This window comes from Jejubacter calystegiae (genome assembly GCF_005671395.1).
Lineage (GTDB): Bacteria > Pseudomonadota > Gammaproteobacteria > Enterobacterales > Enterobacteriaceae > Jejubacter > Jejubacter calystegiae.
Genome location: NZ_CP040428.1, coordinates 952,730 through 970,315, shown reverse-complemented (window position 1 = coordinate 970,315; position 17,586 = coordinate 952,730). Strand labels below are relative to the sequence as shown.

The 17,586-nt window shown below is 57.2% G+C and carries 16 protein-coding genes; 9 read left to right on the top strand and 7 right to left on the bottom strand.

The window, feature by feature from the left end; translation table 11 throughout:
* Positions 1–45: 45 nt before the first annotated feature.
* On the bottom strand, positions 46–507 hold the full coding sequence (locus FEM41_RS04510) for a lipocalin-like domain-containing protein (protein ID WP_138094854.1): 462 nt from the start codon (positions 505–507) through the stop codon (positions 46–48).
* A gap of 93 nt (positions 508–600) precedes the next feature.
* Positions 601–1,626 (bottom strand): LacI family DNA-binding transcriptional regulator, encoded by a 1,026-nt coding sequence (locus FEM41_RS04505; protein ID WP_138094853.1) that lies wholly within the window; start codon positions 1,624–1,626, stop codon positions 601–603.
* Between the two features lie 284 nt (positions 1,627–1,910).
* Here FEM41_RS04505 and ascF point away from each other — a divergent pair, with 284 nt between their 5' ends.
* Both ascF and FEM41_RS04495 read left to right on the top strand, forming a co-directional pair.
* On the top strand, positions 1,911–3,362 hold the full coding sequence (gene ascF, locus FEM41_RS04500) for a PTS cellobiose/arbutin/salicin transporter subunit IIBC (RefSeq protein ID WP_138094852.1): 1,452 nt from the start codon (positions 1,911–1,913) through the stop codon (positions 3,360–3,362).
* A 22-nt stretch (positions 3,363–3,384) separates the two neighbouring features.
* Positions 3,385–4,815 carry a 6-phospho-beta-glucosidase gene (locus tag FEM41_RS04495; protein WP_138094851.1) on the top strand — a complete coding sequence of 477 codons (1,431 nt, stop codon included), beginning with the start codon at positions 3,385–3,387 and terminating at the stop codon, positions 4,813–4,815.
* Positions 4,816–4,839: 24 nt separating this feature from the next.
* On the opposite strand, the gene FEM41_RS04490 is transcribed toward FEM41_RS04495, so the two are convergent.
* Entirely contained in the window at positions 4,840–6,207 is a 1,368-nt protein-coding gene (locus tag FEM41_RS04490) for an MFS transporter (RefSeq protein ID WP_138094850.1), read from the bottom strand.
* 387 nt (positions 6,208–6,594) lie between these two features.
* Here FEM41_RS04490 and FEM41_RS04485 point away from each other — a divergent pair, with 387 nt between their 5' ends.
* A complete protein-coding gene (locus FEM41_RS04485; protein ID WP_138094849.1) occupies positions 6,595–7,305 on the top strand; it encodes a DUF3053 domain-containing protein in 711 nt (236 codons plus the stop codon).
* 49 nt (positions 7,306–7,354) lie between these two features.
* On the opposite strand, the gene FEM41_RS04480 is transcribed toward FEM41_RS04485, so the two are convergent.
* Complete coding sequence (locus FEM41_RS04480; RefSeq protein ID WP_138094848.1) at positions 7,355–8,575, bottom strand: amino acid deaminase; 1,221 nt, start codon at positions 8,573–8,575, stop codon at positions 7,355–7,357.
* A 198-nt stretch (positions 8,576–8,773) separates the two neighbouring features.
* Here FEM41_RS04480 and FEM41_RS04475 point away from each other — a divergent pair, with 198 nt between their 5' ends.
* The 5 genes from FEM41_RS04475 to FEM41_RS04455 all read left to right on the top strand — a co-directional run bounded on the left by FEM41_RS04475 (position 8,774) and on the right by FEM41_RS04455 (position 13,675).
* Positions 8,774–10,216: an N-acyl-D-amino-acid deacylase family protein gene (locus FEM41_RS04475; RefSeq protein WP_138094847.1), complete on the top strand. Its 1,443-nt coding sequence runs from the start codon at positions 8,774–8,776 to the stop codon at positions 10,214–10,216.
* An 11-nt stretch (positions 10,217–10,227) separates the two neighbouring features.
* A complete protein-coding gene (locus FEM41_RS04470; protein WP_138094846.1) occupies positions 10,228–10,620 on the top strand; it encodes a RidA family protein in 393 nt (130 codons plus the stop codon).
* Positions 10,621–10,720: 100 nt separating this feature from the next.
* Positions 10,721–12,202, top strand: coding sequence for a sodium:solute symporter family protein (locus tag FEM41_RS04465; protein ID WP_138094845.1), 1,482 nt, complete (start codon positions 10,721–10,723; stop codon positions 12,200–12,202).
* A gap of 5 nt (positions 12,203–12,207) precedes the next feature.
* Positions 12,208–13,083 carry a 2-dehydro-3-deoxygalactonokinase gene (locus FEM41_RS04460; RefSeq protein ID WP_138094844.1) on the top strand — a complete coding sequence of 292 codons (876 nt, stop codon included), beginning with the start codon at positions 12,208–12,210 and terminating at the stop codon, positions 13,081–13,083.
* Positions 13,070–13,675 (top strand): 2-dehydro-3-deoxy-6-phosphogalactonate aldolase, encoded by a 606-nt coding sequence (locus FEM41_RS04455; RefSeq protein WP_138094843.1) that lies wholly within the window; start codon positions 13,070–13,072, stop codon positions 13,673–13,675. Before FEM41_RS04460 ends, FEM41_RS04455 begins: the two co-directional genes overlap by 14 nt.
* Here FEM41_RS04455 and FEM41_RS04450 read toward each other — a convergent pair.
* Positions 13,672–14,541, bottom strand: coding sequence for a MurR/RpiR family transcriptional regulator (locus FEM41_RS04450; protein ID WP_241666571.1), 870 nt, complete (start codon positions 14,539–14,541; stop codon positions 13,672–13,674). The two genes, FEM41_RS04455 and FEM41_RS04450, sit on opposite strands and share 4 nt — an antisense overlap.
* Positions 14,542–15,070: 529 nt before the next feature.
* Here FEM41_RS04450 and dinQ point away from each other — a divergent pair.
* Positions 15,071–15,157 (top strand): damage-inducible type I toxin DinQ, encoded by an 87-nt coding sequence (gene dinQ / locus FEM41_RS25140; protein WP_421805403.1) that lies wholly within the window; start codon positions 15,071–15,073, stop codon positions 15,155–15,157.
* A gap of 59 nt (positions 15,158–15,216) precedes the next feature.
* On the opposite strand, the gene ghrB is transcribed toward dinQ, so the two are convergent.
* Positions 15,217–16,194 carry a glyoxylate/hydroxypyruvate reductase GhrB gene (gene ghrB / locus FEM41_RS04445; protein WP_138094839.1) on the bottom strand — a complete coding sequence of 326 codons (978 nt, stop codon included), beginning with the start codon at positions 16,192–16,194 and terminating at the stop codon, positions 15,217–15,219.
* Positions 16,195–16,221: 27 nt separating this feature from the next.
* Complete coding sequence (locus FEM41_RS04440; protein ID WP_138094837.1) at positions 16,222–17,511, bottom strand: MFS transporter; 1,290 nt, start codon at positions 17,509–17,511, stop codon at positions 16,222–16,224.
* Between the last annotated feature and the right edge of the window lie 75 nt (positions 17,512–17,586).

Genomic DNA, 17,586 nt, shown 5'->3' with positions numbered 1-17,586 from the left:
GCCCTGTGGTTTGCTGATGAAACGCTCCCCTTGGGGAGCGTTTTTTTATGTTGCGTTGGGTTCTGCCCGCTTCCACGTCAGGTAAGGGATCACCTCTTTGCCGCCTGAAAGTATCGGCGTTGGGCTACTTAATTTCAGTAGCGCGCCTTCGAACAGGAAGGCTCGCTGCTGAGTCTGACCGGTCCAGTTCGGATAAAGCGAAACAAACATGCTGTGGGACAGGGTTTGTTGGGCTTCATCGGTATAAAAGCGCCCGGAATAGGCGATATAGGTGCTTCCTTCTTCCGTAAACTCCTGCGGTGAGGCAGAAAACCAGTCGCCGGATGCAAACGGCGTTCGGTTCGGTTTCATCAACTGGGCAGACATATAGCCATCGGGCGTATACAGAATCAGCCCCATAGGGGCGTCTCCCATCGGATACACATCCGGTGAGCCATCGAGCGGTTTTTCCACATAGGAGACTAACTGCCAGGCGCCCGTCAGCTTCTCTTTTAACGTCATCGTCATATCGGATTACCTTTCACGTTGGGAACACAGGCGGCAGATCATTCCGCGCATTACCTGGTGAAGAGAACGTTATGACGATCAAGTGTAATAGAGTTATCTCGTTCCGCTATTGGACGTCGCGGCGGCCACCGACTCCCGCACAATCAGCTCACCTTCAAAACGCGCTGGCGTACCGAGCTCACCGCCTTCCAGCATAAAAATCAGCTTATTAATCGTCTCCTGAATCATTTCACGAATCGGTAGCCGGACGCTGGAAAGCGAAGGAACCACCCAGGGGGCGGTGGGAATGTCGTCGAAACCGATAACCGACACCTGTTCCGGCACGGCGATGCCGGCTTCGTGAAGCTGCTTCAGCGCACCGATGGCCATATTATCGTTACTGGCGACCAGCGCGCTGAAAGCGACGCCATCCTGCAGTAGCGACGCTACGGCCTGAGCGCCGCAGGCGGGCGTCCACTTACCTTCCCGCACCCGGGTCTGACTGGCCGGAATGCCGTGCTGCGCCAGCGCCGCCTGATAGCCCGCCAGGCGATCGCGGCCGGTCGGGGAATCCAGCGCGCCGGTGACAAACGCAATATCACGGTGGCCCAGCTCAATCAGGCGGACAACGGCGTCACGAGCGGCGCTGAGCTGATCGGAATAGATACAGTGGCTGGGGTGTTTACGCAGGCGGCGATTAAGCACCATCACCGGCACCCGCTGCTCATCAATAATCGCATCCATCTCATCAGGGCTCAGGAAGCGGGGATAAATCATGATGGCGTCGCAGCGCAGATCCAGCAGATGCTGTAGCGCTTCCCGCTCCTGGGCCGCGCTGTGTTTGCCGTCCGCCAGCAGAAGCCGTCGGCCGCAGGCTTCGGTCATTTGTGCCGCCTGGGAAAGCAGGTCGCTAAAGTAGCTGCCGTGATACAGCGTGTTGGTCATCACCAGGCCCAGGGTTTGCGACTTGCGGGTGGCGAGTTGCCTGGCCAGCAGATTGGGGCGGTAGCCACTCTCTTCGATGGCCCGGAACACCCGCGCCCTGGTCTCTTCGCCGACGTAACCATTGCCGGACAGCACCCGTGAGACGGTGGCTTTGGATACGCCCGCCCTTTTTGCCACCTCAAGCATGGTTGTCATCTGTGTCTGCCGTCCCGTTTTGACCCACGATGGCAACAGTTTACTTCAGCGTTCACACTTTTTCAGCCGCCTCCAGGGGGCGTTTTTCACTGCTAATAGTGATGAGTATCTCAAATTTAAAATTACCTCATCGGAAATATGTTGCGATCGCAATTTGATCTATCCATGATTTTGTGAAACCGGTTTCCTATGGTGTTTCATCGGATGATAGCGATTGGGGCACCGCGACTCAGCGCATTAAGCCGTGCGCAACTGTACCCAAAATAACAATGAGATAAGAGTCCATGGCAAAAAACTATGCGGCAGTATCCGGCGCCATCCTGAATGCGCTGGGCGGGGCTGACAATATCGAGGCGCTTACCCACTGTATGACGCGACTGCGATTTGTGGTGAAAGACCAGGGGCGGGTCGATGAACAGGCGCTACAGGCCATTGATGGCGTGTTGGGCGTGGTGCGTGCCGATAGCCAGTGCCAGGTGATTATCGGTAACACGGTGGGGCAGGCGTATGCGGAAGTGATGAAGCGGTTACCGTCGCTGGCGACGCCGAATGAAGCACCGACTTCGCCAACGCGAGGCGGTTTCAGCCTGCGGCGCATCGGCGCCGGTATCCTGGATGCGCTGATCGGCACCATGTCGCCGCTGATCCCGGCCATTATCGGCGGTTCGATGGTTAAGCTGCTGGCGATGATGCTGGAGATGGGCGGGGTACTGGAAAAGGGCGCATCGACGCTGATTATCCTCAACGCCATTGGCGATGGAGCTTTCTTCTTCCTGCCGGTGATGGTCGCGGCCTCGGCGGCCGTGAAATTCAAAACCAATATGTCGCTGGCCATCGCCATCGCCGGGGTGTTAATCCACCCGAACTTTATCGATCTGATGGCTAAAGCCGCCGAAGGGCAACCGGTGGAGTTCGTCGGCCTGCCGGTGACGGCGGTGAAATATACCTACACGGTGATTCCGGCGCTGTGTATGACCTGGATTCTGTCGTGGATTGAGCGCGGTATCGATCGCATTACGCCTGCGGTGACCAAAAACTTCCTGAAACCGATGCTGATCGTACTGACGGCGGCGCCGATCGCGATCCTGCTGATCGGCCCGCTGGGGATCTGGATCGGTAGCGGCATTTCCGCGCTGGTTTATACCATTCACGGTTATCTGGGCTGGCTCTCCGTCGCCATTATGGGGGCGCTGTGGCCGCTGCTGGTGATGACCGGCATGCACCGGGTATTCACCCCCACCATTATTCAGACCATTGCCGAAACCGGTAAAGAGGGGATGGTGATGCCGTCTGAGATTGGCGCCAACCTGTCGCTGGGCGGCTCTTCGCTGGCCGTGGCGGTGCGCACCAAAAATCCGGCATTACGTCAGACGGCGCTTGCCGCCGCGGCATCCGCCATCGTGGCTGGGATTTCCGAACCGGCCCTGTACGGCGTGGCGGTGCGTCTGAAACGCCCGCTGATTGCCAGCCTGATCAGCGGCTTTATCTGCGGAGCCGTGGCGGGTATTGCGGGACTTGCCAGCCATTCCATGGCTTCGCCCGGGCTGTTTACCAGCGTGCAGTTTATCGACCCCGGCAACCCGATGAGCATTGTCTGGATCGCGGGCATTATGGTGCTGTCGGTGGTGCTCTCTTTCATTCTTACCCTGATGCTTGGCTTTGAGGATATTCCCGTAGAGCCTCAGCAAAGCCTGGCCAGCGCGACCCGTGCAGGTTCGGCCCAGGCGACTCATTAACGATTAACGAGGTACAGATTTGATGTCAGAAACGGCATTCCCGGACGATTTTTTGTGGGGCGGCGCCCTTGCGGCGAACCAGGCGGAAGGCGCCTGGCAGGAGGGAGGAAAGGGGCTGGCGACGGTCGATATGCTGCCCCATGGCCCACACCGTATGCCGATTAAACTGGGGCTGGAGCGGCGCACGGCGCTGCGCGACGATGAGTTCTACCCCAGCCATCAGGCCATCGATTTTTATCACCGCTATAAAGAGGATATTGCGCTGATGGCGGAGATGGGGTTTCGGGTGTTCCGTACCTCCATCGCCTGGAGCCGTATCTATCCGAACGGTGATGAGAGTGCGCCGAACGAGGCCGGAATCGCCTTTTACCGCGATCTGTTTCAGGAGTGTCGGCGCCATAACATCGAACCGCTGGTAACGCTCTGTCATTTCGATGTGCCGATGCATCTGGTCACTGAGTACGGTTCATGGCGCAGCCGTGAAATGGTGACCTTCTTTACCCGTTACGCCCGCACCTGCTTTGAAGCCTTCAATGGTCTGGTGAAATACTGGTTGACGTTTAATGAGATCAACATCCTGCTGCACAGCCCGTTTTCCGGCGCCGGTCTGGCGTTTGAAGAGGGGGAAAACCCGGAGCAGGTGAAGTATCAGGCGGCACACCACGAGCTACTGGCAAGCGCCCTGGCGACCCGTATCGCCCATGAGGTAAACCCGGAAAACCAGGTGGGCTGCATGCTGGCGGGCGGCAATTTCTATCCTTACTCCTGTAAGCCGGAAGATGTCTGGGCGGCGTTGGAAAAAGATCGCGAAAATCTGTTTTTTATCGATGTTCAGGCGCGCGGTGCCTATCCGGCCTGGACGGCGAGGATGTTTAAAGAGAAGGGCATCTGTGTGCAGATGGAGCCCGGCGATGCGGAGATTCTGCGCCACACCGTCGATTTTGTATCGTTCAGCTACTACGCTTCGCGCTGCGCCTCTGCCGATATGAACGATAACAACAGCAGCGCGGCAAATGTGGTGAAATCCCTGAAAAACCCCTGGATTCAGCAGAGTCAGTGGGGCTGGGGTATCGATCCGCTGGGGCTGCGCATCACCATGAATATGATGTATGACCGCTACCAGAAGCCGCTGTTCCTGGTGGAAAACGGCCTGGGCGCCCGGGATGAGCCCGATGCTCAGGGGGAGATCAACGACGATTACCGTATCGGCTATCTGCGTGAACACATCCGGGCCATGGCCCAGGCCATAGAAGATGGCATACCGCTGATGGGTTACACCACCTGGGGTTGCATCGATCTGGTTTCCGCCTCGACCGGTGAAATGAGCAAGCGCTACGGCCTGGTGTATGTCGATCGCGATGACCAGGGGGGCGGCACCCTGGCGCGGCGACGTAAGAAATCGTTCTGGTGGTACAAGCAGGTGATCGCCAGCAACGGACGCGATCTGGGTTGATCCAGGCCATGCATCCGAAGCTGATTACTGCGAAGCTTTGCTGGCGTTCACCAGACCGCCCGTGTCCTGGCGGGCGGTCCTCAGGCTTGCCTGGTATTTCACCAACAGCGCCAGCGTAGAGAACAGGGCGGGGATCGCCAGCATCATAAAGATGGTGCGGAATGAGAGCTCGGCCTGCATCAGGAAGGCGCCGCTGAAGGCGCCCAGAATGCCGCCGAAGCGTCCCAGCCCCAGCATCCAGGAAACGCCGGTGGCGCGCCCGCGGGTCGGATAGAAGCCCGCCGCCAGCGCAGGCATCGAAGACTGGGCGCCGTTCATAATGGTTCCGGCAATAAACACAGCGATGCCCATCAGTACCAGACTGCTGGTGGCAAAGCCGATCAGGCAGACAAAAAGGCCGGTCAGCAGATAGCTGACTGCCACCACTTTATTGGGCTCCAGGCGATCCATCAGCGCGCCAATAATCAACACTCCAATACCACCACCGAGCGGGAACAGCGCCGTTATCACTGAAGCCTGGGCCAGGGTGGCGCCGGTTTCGCGAATCAGCAGCGGTAGCCAACTGGTGAGCAGATAGAAGATCAGCAGCCCCATAAAGTAGGTGAAGCACAGCATCAGGGTGCCGACGATATAGCGCCGCGAGAAAATCACGCCGATGGCTGAGGTTTGCTGAGGCTGATCCGGCTCGTCCAACACCAGGCGCGCCCCTTCGGGTAGGGGGGCAATGCGCCTCATGATGGCGGCTATTTGCGGCTGGGGTTTGTTATGCACTACCAGATAGCGGGCCGATTCCGGTAGCCAGATAGCCAGTACCAGCGCCAGTATTAACGGCATCACGCCGCCCAGAATCAGTACGCTCTGCCAGCCAAAATGAGGGATTAGCCATGCCGAAATAAATCCCCCCATTGATGAGCCAATGGGAAAACCGACGAACATCAGATTCACCAGCAGCGCCCGCCGACGCTGCGGCGCATATTCGGACATCAGCGTGGCGGCATTGGGCATAGCGGCGCCCAGCCCTAATCCGGTCAGAAAACGCAGTAGCGCCAGCATGTTCAGACTGGTGGCGAAGGCGCTTAGCAGGCTGAAGCTACCGAAGGTGATAATCGACAGAATCAGCACCTTTTTACGGCCGATACGGTCGGCCATGGGGCCGGCGGTCAGGGCGCCGACCGCCAGACCCACCAGCGCGGCGCTCATCACCGGCCCGAGATCGGCTTTATTCACGCCCCATTCCTGAACCAGGTCGGAGGCAATAAAACCAATAATCGCCGTGTCGAAGCCGTCCATGGCAACGGTAATAAAGCAGAGAACAAGAATCAGCCACTGATATTTCGAAATACGGTGGTTATTTATCAGTGTCTGAATATCTACGGTTGTTGGTTGCGTCATAGGGACAATTCCTGCGGAATACCGGCGGGGCGTTTGATAATTCGCGCCGCCGCGTCAGTTGGGCGATGTTCGAACACTTTTCCGTTAATCGGCTTTTTAATTAAACAGAGCCCGGATGGAGCAGCAACCGGGGGGGCAGCGTTAGCGTGCGATAATCGGACGTTCCCGGGAAAAGCAGCAGGGTAAAAATTATTTTTTTAATAAAAATCAAAAAGTTAATTATTGTTTTTCTGCGCCAGAATTTCATCGGTTTTGTGATTTAAATAACAACTGGTTAACATGGCGGAGATCCACAGAAAAAGCGGTATCCGGGCTATGCTGTGACTGCGTGTTAGACTATTCTTGTGGTCATCAGGCGATAGCTAAAAATAACCAGGAGTTAAAAAGATGGTGACAGGTAAGTCCTGCTCCCGTTGGTTCGCGCCACTGGCGGCACTATTAATGGTCGTTAGTCTGAGTGGCTGCTTCGACAAAGAAGGGGATCAGCGTAAAGCGTTTATCGATTTTCTGCAGAATACTGTGATGCGTAGCGGCGAGCGTCTGCCGACGCTGACCACGGATCAGAAGAAGCAGTTCGGTCCGTTTACATCCGACTATGCGATTCTGTACGGCTTCTCCCGTCAGGTAAACCAGGCGGTGGATAACGGTATTAAGCCGGTGGTAGACAGCGTTAACGCCATTCGCGTACCTCAGGACTATGTGACTCAGCGCGAAGCGCTGCGCCAGGCTAACGGCAACCTTGGCGTCGTCGGGCAGCAGGTACAGAACGCAAAGGCGCAGGCCGACAGCGCCCGCTCTAATCTGAATCAGGCAGAAGAGCTGAAGAAGGTCTATGACCAGGCCTATCAGAAGGTCGTCACCCAGCCAGCGAATGCGCTGCAACCGCTGATTCCAGCGGCGCAAACCTTTACTCAGCAGCTTGTGCAGGTGGGTGATTTTATTCAACAGCAGGGCGATAAAGTGGGCTTTGCCGCCAACGGCATTCAGTTCCCCACCAGCCAGCAGGCCAGTCAGTACAACAGTCTGATAGCCCCCCTGGCGTCGCAGCATCAGGCATTCAGCCAGGCGTGGAACACGGCGTCTAACGCGATGCAGTAATGCTGGAACGATAATCCTGAAAGGCCGCTTACGCGGCCTTTTTTCATGACTAAAACATCGTTACCAGTTCTTCGATAACGTTATAGTCATCGTCCACCAGGTGTAAGGTCTGCCACTTATCGAAGGTCAGGCAGGGGTGAGAGGTGCCAAACACCAGAATATCGCCCACCTGCACGTCGCTGTCCGCCGCCAGGGTTAACATACAGTGTTGATCCATAATGCCGACGCTGGCAATCTCCCCACTCTTCAGCGCCAGCGCCTGTCCGTCACGATAGTGGGCGATGGGCTGCGGCAGACCGGCGTCGAAGGCGCTATCGCGCTTACCAAAGTTAACAATGGCGCGCCCGGGCTCTGGCACCGACTGAACAATAGCAATCAGCTCCAGCGCCGGGGTTAAATCCCCCCCCAGGTCACAGGCGACACTGTCGCGCGCCATTAGCTGCTGCTGGGCTTCATCATAGATTCCCAGGTCATGGGTGATGTAGCAGCCCGGACGAATGACGATGCGGCACTGCGGCGGCTTTTGGGCCGTGGTCCAGACATTGCACACCACGTCGTACCAGACACTGCCAGCACCGGTCAGAATAAACTCGCCGTCGACCTGGGGCGCCATCTGGCAGGCCAGCGCAGCGGCATTCTGCAACAGCGCTTCCACCTGAGGCTGCGGATTATCGCCGTGCAGTACGCCTTCATACAGCTCAAGCCCGCGCAGGCGCAGCCCCGGCATTTCGCTAACGGCCTGGGTGAGCGCCAGCGCTTCATCGGGCGTGCGACAGCCGCAGCGCCCGCCCTCCACACCGAGTTCAACCAGAACGTCCAGCGTCTGCCCGCAAGCGGTAAAAAAATGGGATAGCGCCCGGGCGTTGGTCAGACTGTCGATGCAGCACATGAAGTCCACGTCGTGGTAGTGCGCTTTCAGGCGGGATATCAGCTGCATATTGGCCTTACCAACCAGTTGATTCACCATCAGCACCCGATGGATGCCGCTGGCCATCGCCACGCTGGCCTGCCAGGCGCTGCCTACGCCAATCCCCCAGGCGCCCGCTTGCTGTTGGGCCTGAAATATCCATGGCGTCATCGTGGTTTTGCCGTGAGGCACCAGTGAAACGCCCCGCGTATCCGCATATTGCTGCATCCAGCGAATGTTATTTTCGAGGGCGGATTTTTTAATGACGGCGGCTGGCAGGCAGACATCTTCCGCCAGGATATTCGCCGGGGTGTTCATCACGGCGGATTTGTGAGGGACTAACGTATCGGGATGGTATTTCATAACTTTTTTCCTTCGTTTTCTTATAGCGAAAACAGTTGGGTATCATTTTTATATCATTGAAATATAGCCATTAAAGTTATGCTTTGTTGTTTTTATGCATAAAAGTATCAATAAATCATAACCTTTTTGCGTAGTCTTCCACTGTTTTTACCGCTTGTAAATGGTTTACTTTTTCACCATAAACTAAGGGGTGAAAGCATGAAGGTTGACTGGTTGTTTAAAAATGTCACGGTGATTGATGGAAGCGGCGGCCCGCAGTACCGCGCCGATGTCGCGGTAACAGGCGATCGCATTGTCGATATCGCGCCCGGGCTGGATGTTGAAGCCCGTCAGGTTATCGAAGGTACAGGAAAAGTGCTGTCACCGGGGTTTATCGATGTTCACACCCATGACGATACTAATGTGATCCGTATTCCCGAATATTTGCCGAAAATAAGCCAGGGCATCACGACGGTGATTGTCGGCAACTGCGGTATCAGTGCCGCAACGGCGAGTATAAAAGACGAAGTGCCGGACCCTATGAACCTGCTGGGCGAGCGCGAACACTTTATTTATCCCACCGTTAGCGACTATGCCCATGCGGTTGAAGCGGCTCGTCCGGCGCTGAATGTGGGAACCCTGATAGGCCATACTACGCTGCGCAATAACCATATGGATTCGCTGTTCCGTGAGGCAACAGCGCAGGAGATTGCCGCCATGCGCGCGCAGCTGCGGGAAGGGCTGGAACAGGGAGCGCTGGGGCTGAGCACCGGCCTGGCGTATGCCAGCGCGTACCAGTCCAGCACCGAAGAGGTGATGGCGCTGGCGGAGGAGCTGGCAGCCTGGAAGGGAGTCTACACCACCCATCTGCGTTCTGAATTTGAACCCATTCTTGAAGCGCTTGATGAGGCATTTCGTATTGGCCGCCACGCGAAGGTGCCGGTGGTGGTATCGCACCACAAATGCGCCGGGGCGAAAAACTGGGGGAGAACCCGCGAGACGCTGGCGTTCTTCGACAAAATGCGTCAGCGCCAGGATATAGGCTGTGACTGCTACCCTTATTCCGCCAGCTCTTCTACGCTGGACTTAAAACAGGTCACGGATGAGTTCGATATTATCATTACCTGGTCGGAGCCGCATCCGGGGCAGGCAGGCAAGAGCCTGCAGCAGATTGCGGACGACTGGCAGATGAGCATGCACGATGCGGCGCAGCAGTTGATGCCCGCCGGGGCTATTTACTACAACATGGACGAGCAGGATGTCCGTCGGGTTATGCGTTATCCGGTGACCATGATAGGTTCGGACGGTCTGCCCAACGACCCGATGCCGCATCCCCGGCTGTGGGGCGCCTTCCCCAGAGTGCTTGGCCACTACTGCCGTGACGAGCAGTTGTTCCCATTGACCACGGCGGTTCATAAGATGACGGGGCTGTCGGCAGCGCGTTTTCAGCTATCGCAGCGCGGCCTGGTCAAAACAGGCTACTATGCCGATCTGGTGTTGTTCGATCCTCAGACCATTCGGGACGTCGCCAGCTTCGACGATCCCAGGCGGCCTGCCGAAGGCATTGAGGCAGTGATGGTTAATGGCGCGATGAGTTACGGGAAAGATCAATCAATTAGTGGGCGGGCAGGCCGTTTTCTGCGTCGCCACAGTGTGGAATAAAGGAGTGATGAATGAGCATTAAACGTTATGGCGCAGAGGGCGGTACGGGAACCGGCGGTCAGCGTCTGCCCTTTTCTCGCGCGGTAGAAGCAGGGGGCTGGCTGTATGTCTCCGGCCAGACGCCGATGAAGGATGGCGAAGTGGTTGAGGGCGGTATTGTCGAACAGTCACGACTGGCGATTCAGAACTGCCTGGATATCATGGCTGAGGCAGGCTACGCCCTTATGGATGTGGTGCATGTTTCCGTGATTCTGACCGACGCACGCTATTTCCAGTCTTTCAATAAAGTGTTTAGTGAAATTTTTGGCGATCACCCCCCGGCGAGAATTTGCTGCGTGGCGGATTTAGTGGTTGACTGCAAGGTGGAAGTCGATGTGACCTGCTATAACGCAGCGCGCGTCTGATCGTCATTAAAAAATAAAAAAGTAAAAAAATGAGTGTTGAATTTATTCAACACTCAGGAACCCCTTACCCTATTTTTAGCTAAGCGGCAGGATGTGAGTCATGAACAGTCCTATCTTTTTAGTCGGCTTTATTATTTATGCCATCGCCATGATCTGGCTTGGCTGGTATGTGTCACGGAATCAGAAAAGCGGAGAAGATTTTCTGTTGGGCGGGCGCTCCCTGCCGCTGTTTTTAACCCTTGGCTCCACGGTAGCGACCATGGTTGGTACCGGCTCCAGTATGGGGGCGGTGGGCTTTGGTTACAGCAACGGTTGGGCTGGCATGCTTTATGGTCTGGGGGGAGCAGTTGGCATTTTGCTGGTGGCCTGGTTGTTTGCGCCGGTGCGTAAATTACGCTTTATGACTATGAGTGAGGAGCTCTCTTATTATACTGGTGGCAGCCATTTAATTAAGAATATCGTTGGCCTGATGATATTTATTGCCTCTATTGGCTGGCTCGGAGCCCATATTCTTGGCGGCAGCTTATATCTGGCCTGGGCTACGGGTTTAAATCTGACGGTAGCGAAACTGATTATCGCTCTGGCATTTGCGATTTATGTCATCATCGGCGGTTATTCCGCAGTGGTATGGACCGATACTATCCAGGCGCTGATTCTGTTTTTTGGTTTTATCCTGATGGCGATTCTGGCGGTGGTACATGCCGGGGGCTGGGGAGCTATCGAACAGGCGATGGACCCTGCGGCGCTCAGTCTGTTTGCCATTGATAAGATGGGAGCAATCCCGGCGCTCTCGCTGGCGATGGTGATTGGCGTGGGGGTACTGGCGACGCCGTCTTACCGTCAGCGTATCTATTCCGGTAAGGATGTCTCTTCGGTGCGCCGTTCCTTCGTGTACACCGGTGTGCTGTATCTGTTCTTCTCCATACTGCCTGCGATTATTGGCATGGCGGCATTTGCCATGAACCCGGAACTGGCGAACAGCAACTATGCCTTCCTGTTTGCCACCAGCTTCCTGCCCCCTTTTCTGGGAATGATTGTACTGATTGCCGGGTTATCCGCCACCATGTCGTCTGCCAGTTCCGATGCCATTGCCGCAGTTGCCATCATGATGCGCGATCTCTACACCATGGTCACCGGAAGAATGCCGCCGGAAAATAAGGCAATACGCCTTTCACGTCTGATGCTGACGCTGGTGATTGGGCTGGCTTTAATCTTTGCCCTGACCTCGGATGACATCATTAGCTACATCACCAGGATGATCTCCATGCTGATGTCCGGCCTGTTTGTCTGCTCCATCCTGGGTCGCTTCTGGCGGCGTTTTAACTGGCAGGGGGCGCTGACGGCGCTGTTGGGCGGAATGCTAACCTCCATCGTCATTCTGGCGCGCGCCGACTGGCTGGCATTCTGGGGCAATCCCTGTATTCCTTCCGTGCTGGTGAGTCTGGCGTCCGCCGTGTTTGTCACAGCAATGACGCCTGCTAACAAACTCAGCCGCGAACAGGCGCTGGAGGCGATCACCCGCGAGCGCGAAGATCGGAGTGGATCGCTGGCAGTGGCGAAAACAACGCGTAACGCGGGGTGAGGGCGATGGCTGAAGAATATATTGCCGTTGACTGGGGCTCTACCCATCTGCGGGCCTGGCATATCCGCAGCGGAGAGTTCGTTAATACGCTGGCGCTGCCCTGTGGCGTAACCCGCATGGGGCAGGATACGGCGGAAGAGATATTCCAGCGCCATCTGGCGCCCTGGCGTGGCAAAGACGCCATACCGGTCGTGATGGCTGGCATGATTGGCAGTGAATCGGGCTGGCTGCCGGTGCCTTACCTGCCGTGTCCGGCAACGCTGGAAGCGCCAGGCGAACAGCGTTGTGCCGTGGCTAAAGGTGTGTGGATCGTGCCTGGTCTGAAAAGCGCCCGGCACGGGGTGTACAACGTGATGCGTGGGGAAGAGACCCAGTTGCTGGGCGCGTATGAACTGGCGCCTGCAAGCTGCTATGTGATGCCGGGCACCCACTGTAAATGGGTGCCGGTCGCAGAGCGTCAGGTGGCGGGTTTCGACACGGTCATGACCGGCGAACTGCACCATCTACTGCTCACCCATTCCCTGGTGGGGCAGTCGCTTCCCGCGCAGAAAGAGGATGAACAGGCTTTTCACCGGGGCCTGGAAACGGGACTGGAGGCGCCATCGGTACTGCCGCGCCTGTTTGAAACACGGGCGGCCTGGCTTCTGGGGGCGCTGGCGCGTGAATCGGTCAGTGATTACCTGTCGGGGCTATTGATTGGCGCCGAGGTGGCGGCGCAAAGCGCGCAACTGCGGCCGGAATCGGTGGTGGTGGTGGGTAGCGAAGCCCTGGTGGCGCGCTATCTTAAGGCGTTTTCCCTGGCCGGCATTACCGCATCTGCCTGTGATGGCGAGCGTGCATTTGTACGGGGGATTGGGAGGATAATGGATGCAGGAAAATAAACTGGTCGCGATTTTGCGGGGGATTCAGCCGACAGAGGCGGACGATCACGCAGTCGCGCTGTGCGATGCCGGGTTCCGTTATATTGAGATTCCACTAAATTCCCCGGACTGGCAACAGAGTATCCGGCAGACGGTCGAGCGTTTTGGCGAACGGGCGATGATTGGCGCTGGTACTGTGCTTAACGTTGAACAGGTAGACAGACTGGCGGAGATGGGCGCCAGGCTGGTGGTTACGCCCAATACCCAGCCTGCGGTCATTCGCAGTGCGGTACGCCAGGGAATGCTGGTGTGTGCCGGTTGCGCGACGGCGACCGAGGCCTTTAACGCGCTGGATGCCGGTGCGCACTGGCTGAAGATTTTTCCTTCATCGGCATTTGGTCCCGCCTATATTCGTGCGCTGAAGGCGGTGCTGCCACCAGCGGTGCCGGTGCTGGCGGTTGGGGGGATCACGCCGGAAAACCTGGGCGACTATCTGCAGGCCGGATGTGCAGGGGCGGGGTTAGGCAACGATCTCTACCGCCCCGGGCAGAGTGCGGCAGATACCGCCGCCCGGGCGCGGCGTTTTATCGCAGCCCTGGAGGCGGCGTCTTAATCCCCCAGCGGCTGGCGATCGCCGCCGCTGCTACGCTGGCCGTCCAGCGCCAGTTTAATTCGCCGCAGACGGTCTTTCGCCTGCGGCTTATTGGCCATGGCCAGTTCGGTCGCCAGCACGTCTACCATCGCTAGCATGGCATAGCGCGAAGTGCTGGGTTTGAAAATGTAGTCGTTTTCCTGCACCACCAGCGGCAGTACCAGATCTGACTGCTTCGCCAGCGGCGTCTCCCTGGGCGTAATTGCTACCACTTTGGCCCCGTACTGTCGGGCGATGGCGGCGCTGTCGATAAGTTCCTGAGTGTAGCCTCCCAGCGACAGCGCAATCACCACATCTCGGGGCGCCACCGCGGCGCACATCATGCGTACCAGCATCCCGTCGCTCTGGTTGACGACCGGCAGCCCCAGCCTGAATAACCGGTGTTGCAGCTCCAGAGCGCAGATCGTCGAGCCGCCGCCCATGCCGATCGCCAGAATCTGGCGGGCGCGACTCATCCAGCCCACGGCCTTACTCAGCGTTTCGCTATTCAGCGCCCGTCGGTTGATGTCCAGCACGCTGATGATCGATTCGTAAATGCCCTGCACGCCCTCCAGATCCGGCACATCCAGGATAAAGCGTTGCCCCACCGCCAGGGACTGAGCCAGCCGCATTTTCAGTTCGCGAACGTCCCTGCAACCCAGCGTCCGGGCAAAGCGCGTGACTGAGGCCTGGCTACTGTCAGTCAGGCGGGCAAGTTCGGCAATGGGCAGCTCCGCCGCCGCCGCGACATCGTCCAGAATAAAGCGGGCAATGCGCTTTTCAGTGGCGGTCAGCGACATAAAGCGGTCGGTGATACAGGAGATAATATCGATTGTATAAGATGCCATATGCTGTCGCGTTGAATTATCCATACCTGATACTTTGTATCATATTTTTTGACAGCAGGCCGAACGGCAGCGTGGAAGTGGGGGATTCAGGCACAAAAAAGCCCAACGATTAAATTGGGCTTTTTGTTCGGACTCAGAGTTGGTGGCTCTGGTTGAAATGAAACAGTCCTCACCTAACGATTCCAGTTTATGGCGGCATGTTTTTTTTTGCAATTCCCTCTCTGCGTCCTGGGGGATTGATTCCATTTTCTGTGAAATGGTTGTCGTCTGGTGCTGATTGTCCACAATGCGTTTCGGCTTTCCCCTCATTCACACTGGCGGCAGTTCCACCATCTGATTATTGTCAGGGGGTTAGCGTTGTTGCTGTTAACCCCCGGCGTTTCTATGGAATTCTTTATGTCCTGGCCGGAAATCGGGTGGTGCCGATTCCGGTGCTCTGGTCGGGGTGAGACAGCCCTCACCTAACAGTCAGGGAAAACCGCCGTGACAGGCAGCGTAAGAGTAAGCGGTGGTCTCCTCACTCCATGTTATGGAGAAACGGGTGATGGATATCGCCGTCATCGTTCTGAAAGTGCTGCTGGTGCTTTTAGAGCTGATTCGCTATCTCCTGCCTTAACCGGCAGACGGTAGTGGAAACGTAACTAAGGCCGGGGCGCCACCCCGGCCTTTAATCGGTTACGACTTCAGCACCTGAGGATTAACGCAGTTTTGTTCCACCTTACCGGTCAGGGCGGCGATAAGGTTATCCACGGCGCAGGCGGCCATGTTGTAGCGGGTTTCAAAGGTGGCGGAGCCGATATGGGGCAGCGCGACCACGTTGGACATCTCCAGCAGCGGGGAGTCCACGGGCAGCGGCTCCTGTTCGAAAACGTCCAGCCCGGCACCGTGAATCTGACCTGCCTGAAGTGCCGCGATCAGCGCCTTTTCATCGACGACCGGACCGCGACCGCCGTTGATCAGAATGGCGGAAGCTTTCATCTTCGCCAACTGCGGCGCACTAATCAGATGGTGAGTTTCGTCGGTTAGCGGCAGCACCAGACAGACAAAATCCGACTCCGCCAGCAGCGTATCCAGGGAGCAGTGGCGGGCGTTAAAGCGCGCTTCGGCTTCCTGGTGGCGGCTGCGGGCGTGGTAGAGAATCGGCATGCCGAAGCCCAGGTTAGCGCGCTGCGCCAGCGCCATACCGATGCGTCCCATACCGACAATGCCCATCGTTTTATGATGTACATCCACCCCGAACCAGTCCGGCGTGATACCGGAACGCCATTCGCCTCGCTTCACTCGTTGTGCAACGTCCACGGCGCGCCGCGCCGTAGTCAGCACCAGGGTCATCAGCGTATCGGCCACCGTTTCGGTAAGCACGGTAGGCGTGTGCATCAGCACAATGCCGCGTTCGGTAAGCGCCGGAACATCGTAGTTGTTATAGCCCACGGAAACGGTGGAAGCCGCGCGCAGCGCGGGCATCTTTTCCAGCAGCTCGCGATTCACCGTCTGGCTGGAGCCCAGCATTCCCTCGGCATGCGCAAAAGCATCGGCGTTCTGGCTAACGGTCTGCGGGCTGAGATCCTTCACCTGCACCAGGTTGAAATAGGTCTCCAGCCGTTGTGTCAGGTCATCAGGTAGCGCTTTGTAGAGGATGACGGACGGCTTCATTGTTGATCTCTCCTTCATTCTTCAGGGCTATGCGTGACTATGGGCGCCCGGCGTAATGGATTTCTGATTGTCTGCGGGTTTCACAATCAGAGTAAGCCACACAGAGGCAAAGAGCGCCACCCCCATAAACACGTAAGAAGCCGCCGGGCTGCCGGTTGCGCCGTTGAGGTAGCCGACGAACCAGGAGCCGAAGAAAGAGCCCAGCGCACCCATGCTGTTGATGAGCGCCATGGCGCCGCCTGCGACATTTTTCGGCAGCATTTCGGGAATGATGGCGAAGAACGGACCGTAAGGGGCATACATGGCGGCACCGGCGATCACCAGCAGAGACCAGGAGATCCAGAAGTGGTTTGCGCCCACCGCCCAGGAGGCGATAAACGCCAGCCCGCCAATCAGCAGCAGCGGCCAGACGAAGATCTTACGGCGCTGCATTTTGTCCGAAGCCCAGGAAACCACAATCATGGCGATAGTCGCGGCCAGATAAGGCACGGCTGAAAGCCAGCCCACTTCCACCATATCCATACCGGTGGCGCTGCCGCTGCGGATAATCGAAGGCAGCCACAGCACAAAGCCGTAAACGCCAATGCTCCAGGCGAAATATTGCAGGCACAGCAGCACCACGTTACGCGAACGGAAGGCTTCGCCATAGTTGCGCACCGCTTTAATCCCTTCCTGCTCTTTATCCAGTTGCGCCTGCAGTGCGGCTTTTTCACTTTCCGCCAGCCAGCCCACCTGCGACGGTTTATCTTTCACCAGTACCCACCAGCAGAAGGCCCAGATAACGGCCGGAATCCCTTCCAGAATAAACATTTCCCGCCAGCCGAAAGCGTTGATCAGGTAACCGGAAACGACGGACATCCAGAGCACGGTGACCGGATTCCCGAGGATCAGGAAGGTATTGGCGCGCGAGCGTTCCGATTTGGTAAACCAGTTACTGATGTAGATAAGCATGGCGGGCATCACCGCTGCTTCCACCACCCCAAGAATAAAGCGGATGGCCGCCAGCGCCGGGATATTGCTGATAACGCCGGTCAGCGAGGCGCAGCCGCCCCACAGAATCAGACAGACGAAGATCAGTTTGCGCACGCTACGGCGTTCGGCGTAGATAGCCCCCGGGATCTGGAAGAAGAAGTAACCCAGGAAGAACAGGGCGCCCAGCAGTGAGGAGATCCCTTTGGTGATGCCGAGATCTTCATTGATCCCTGCGGCGGAGGCGAAGCTGAAGTTTGCGCGATCGAGGTACGCCAGGCTGTACGTGATAAACACGATAGGCATGATGTACCACCAGCGTTTTACTGCATTAGTTGGACTTTTCATCGTTCTGTCCTCTGGTTGAGGCTAGCGCGCAGGGGTTGTAGGGTTAGAGGCCGATGCGCGATATTCTGGTGTTGA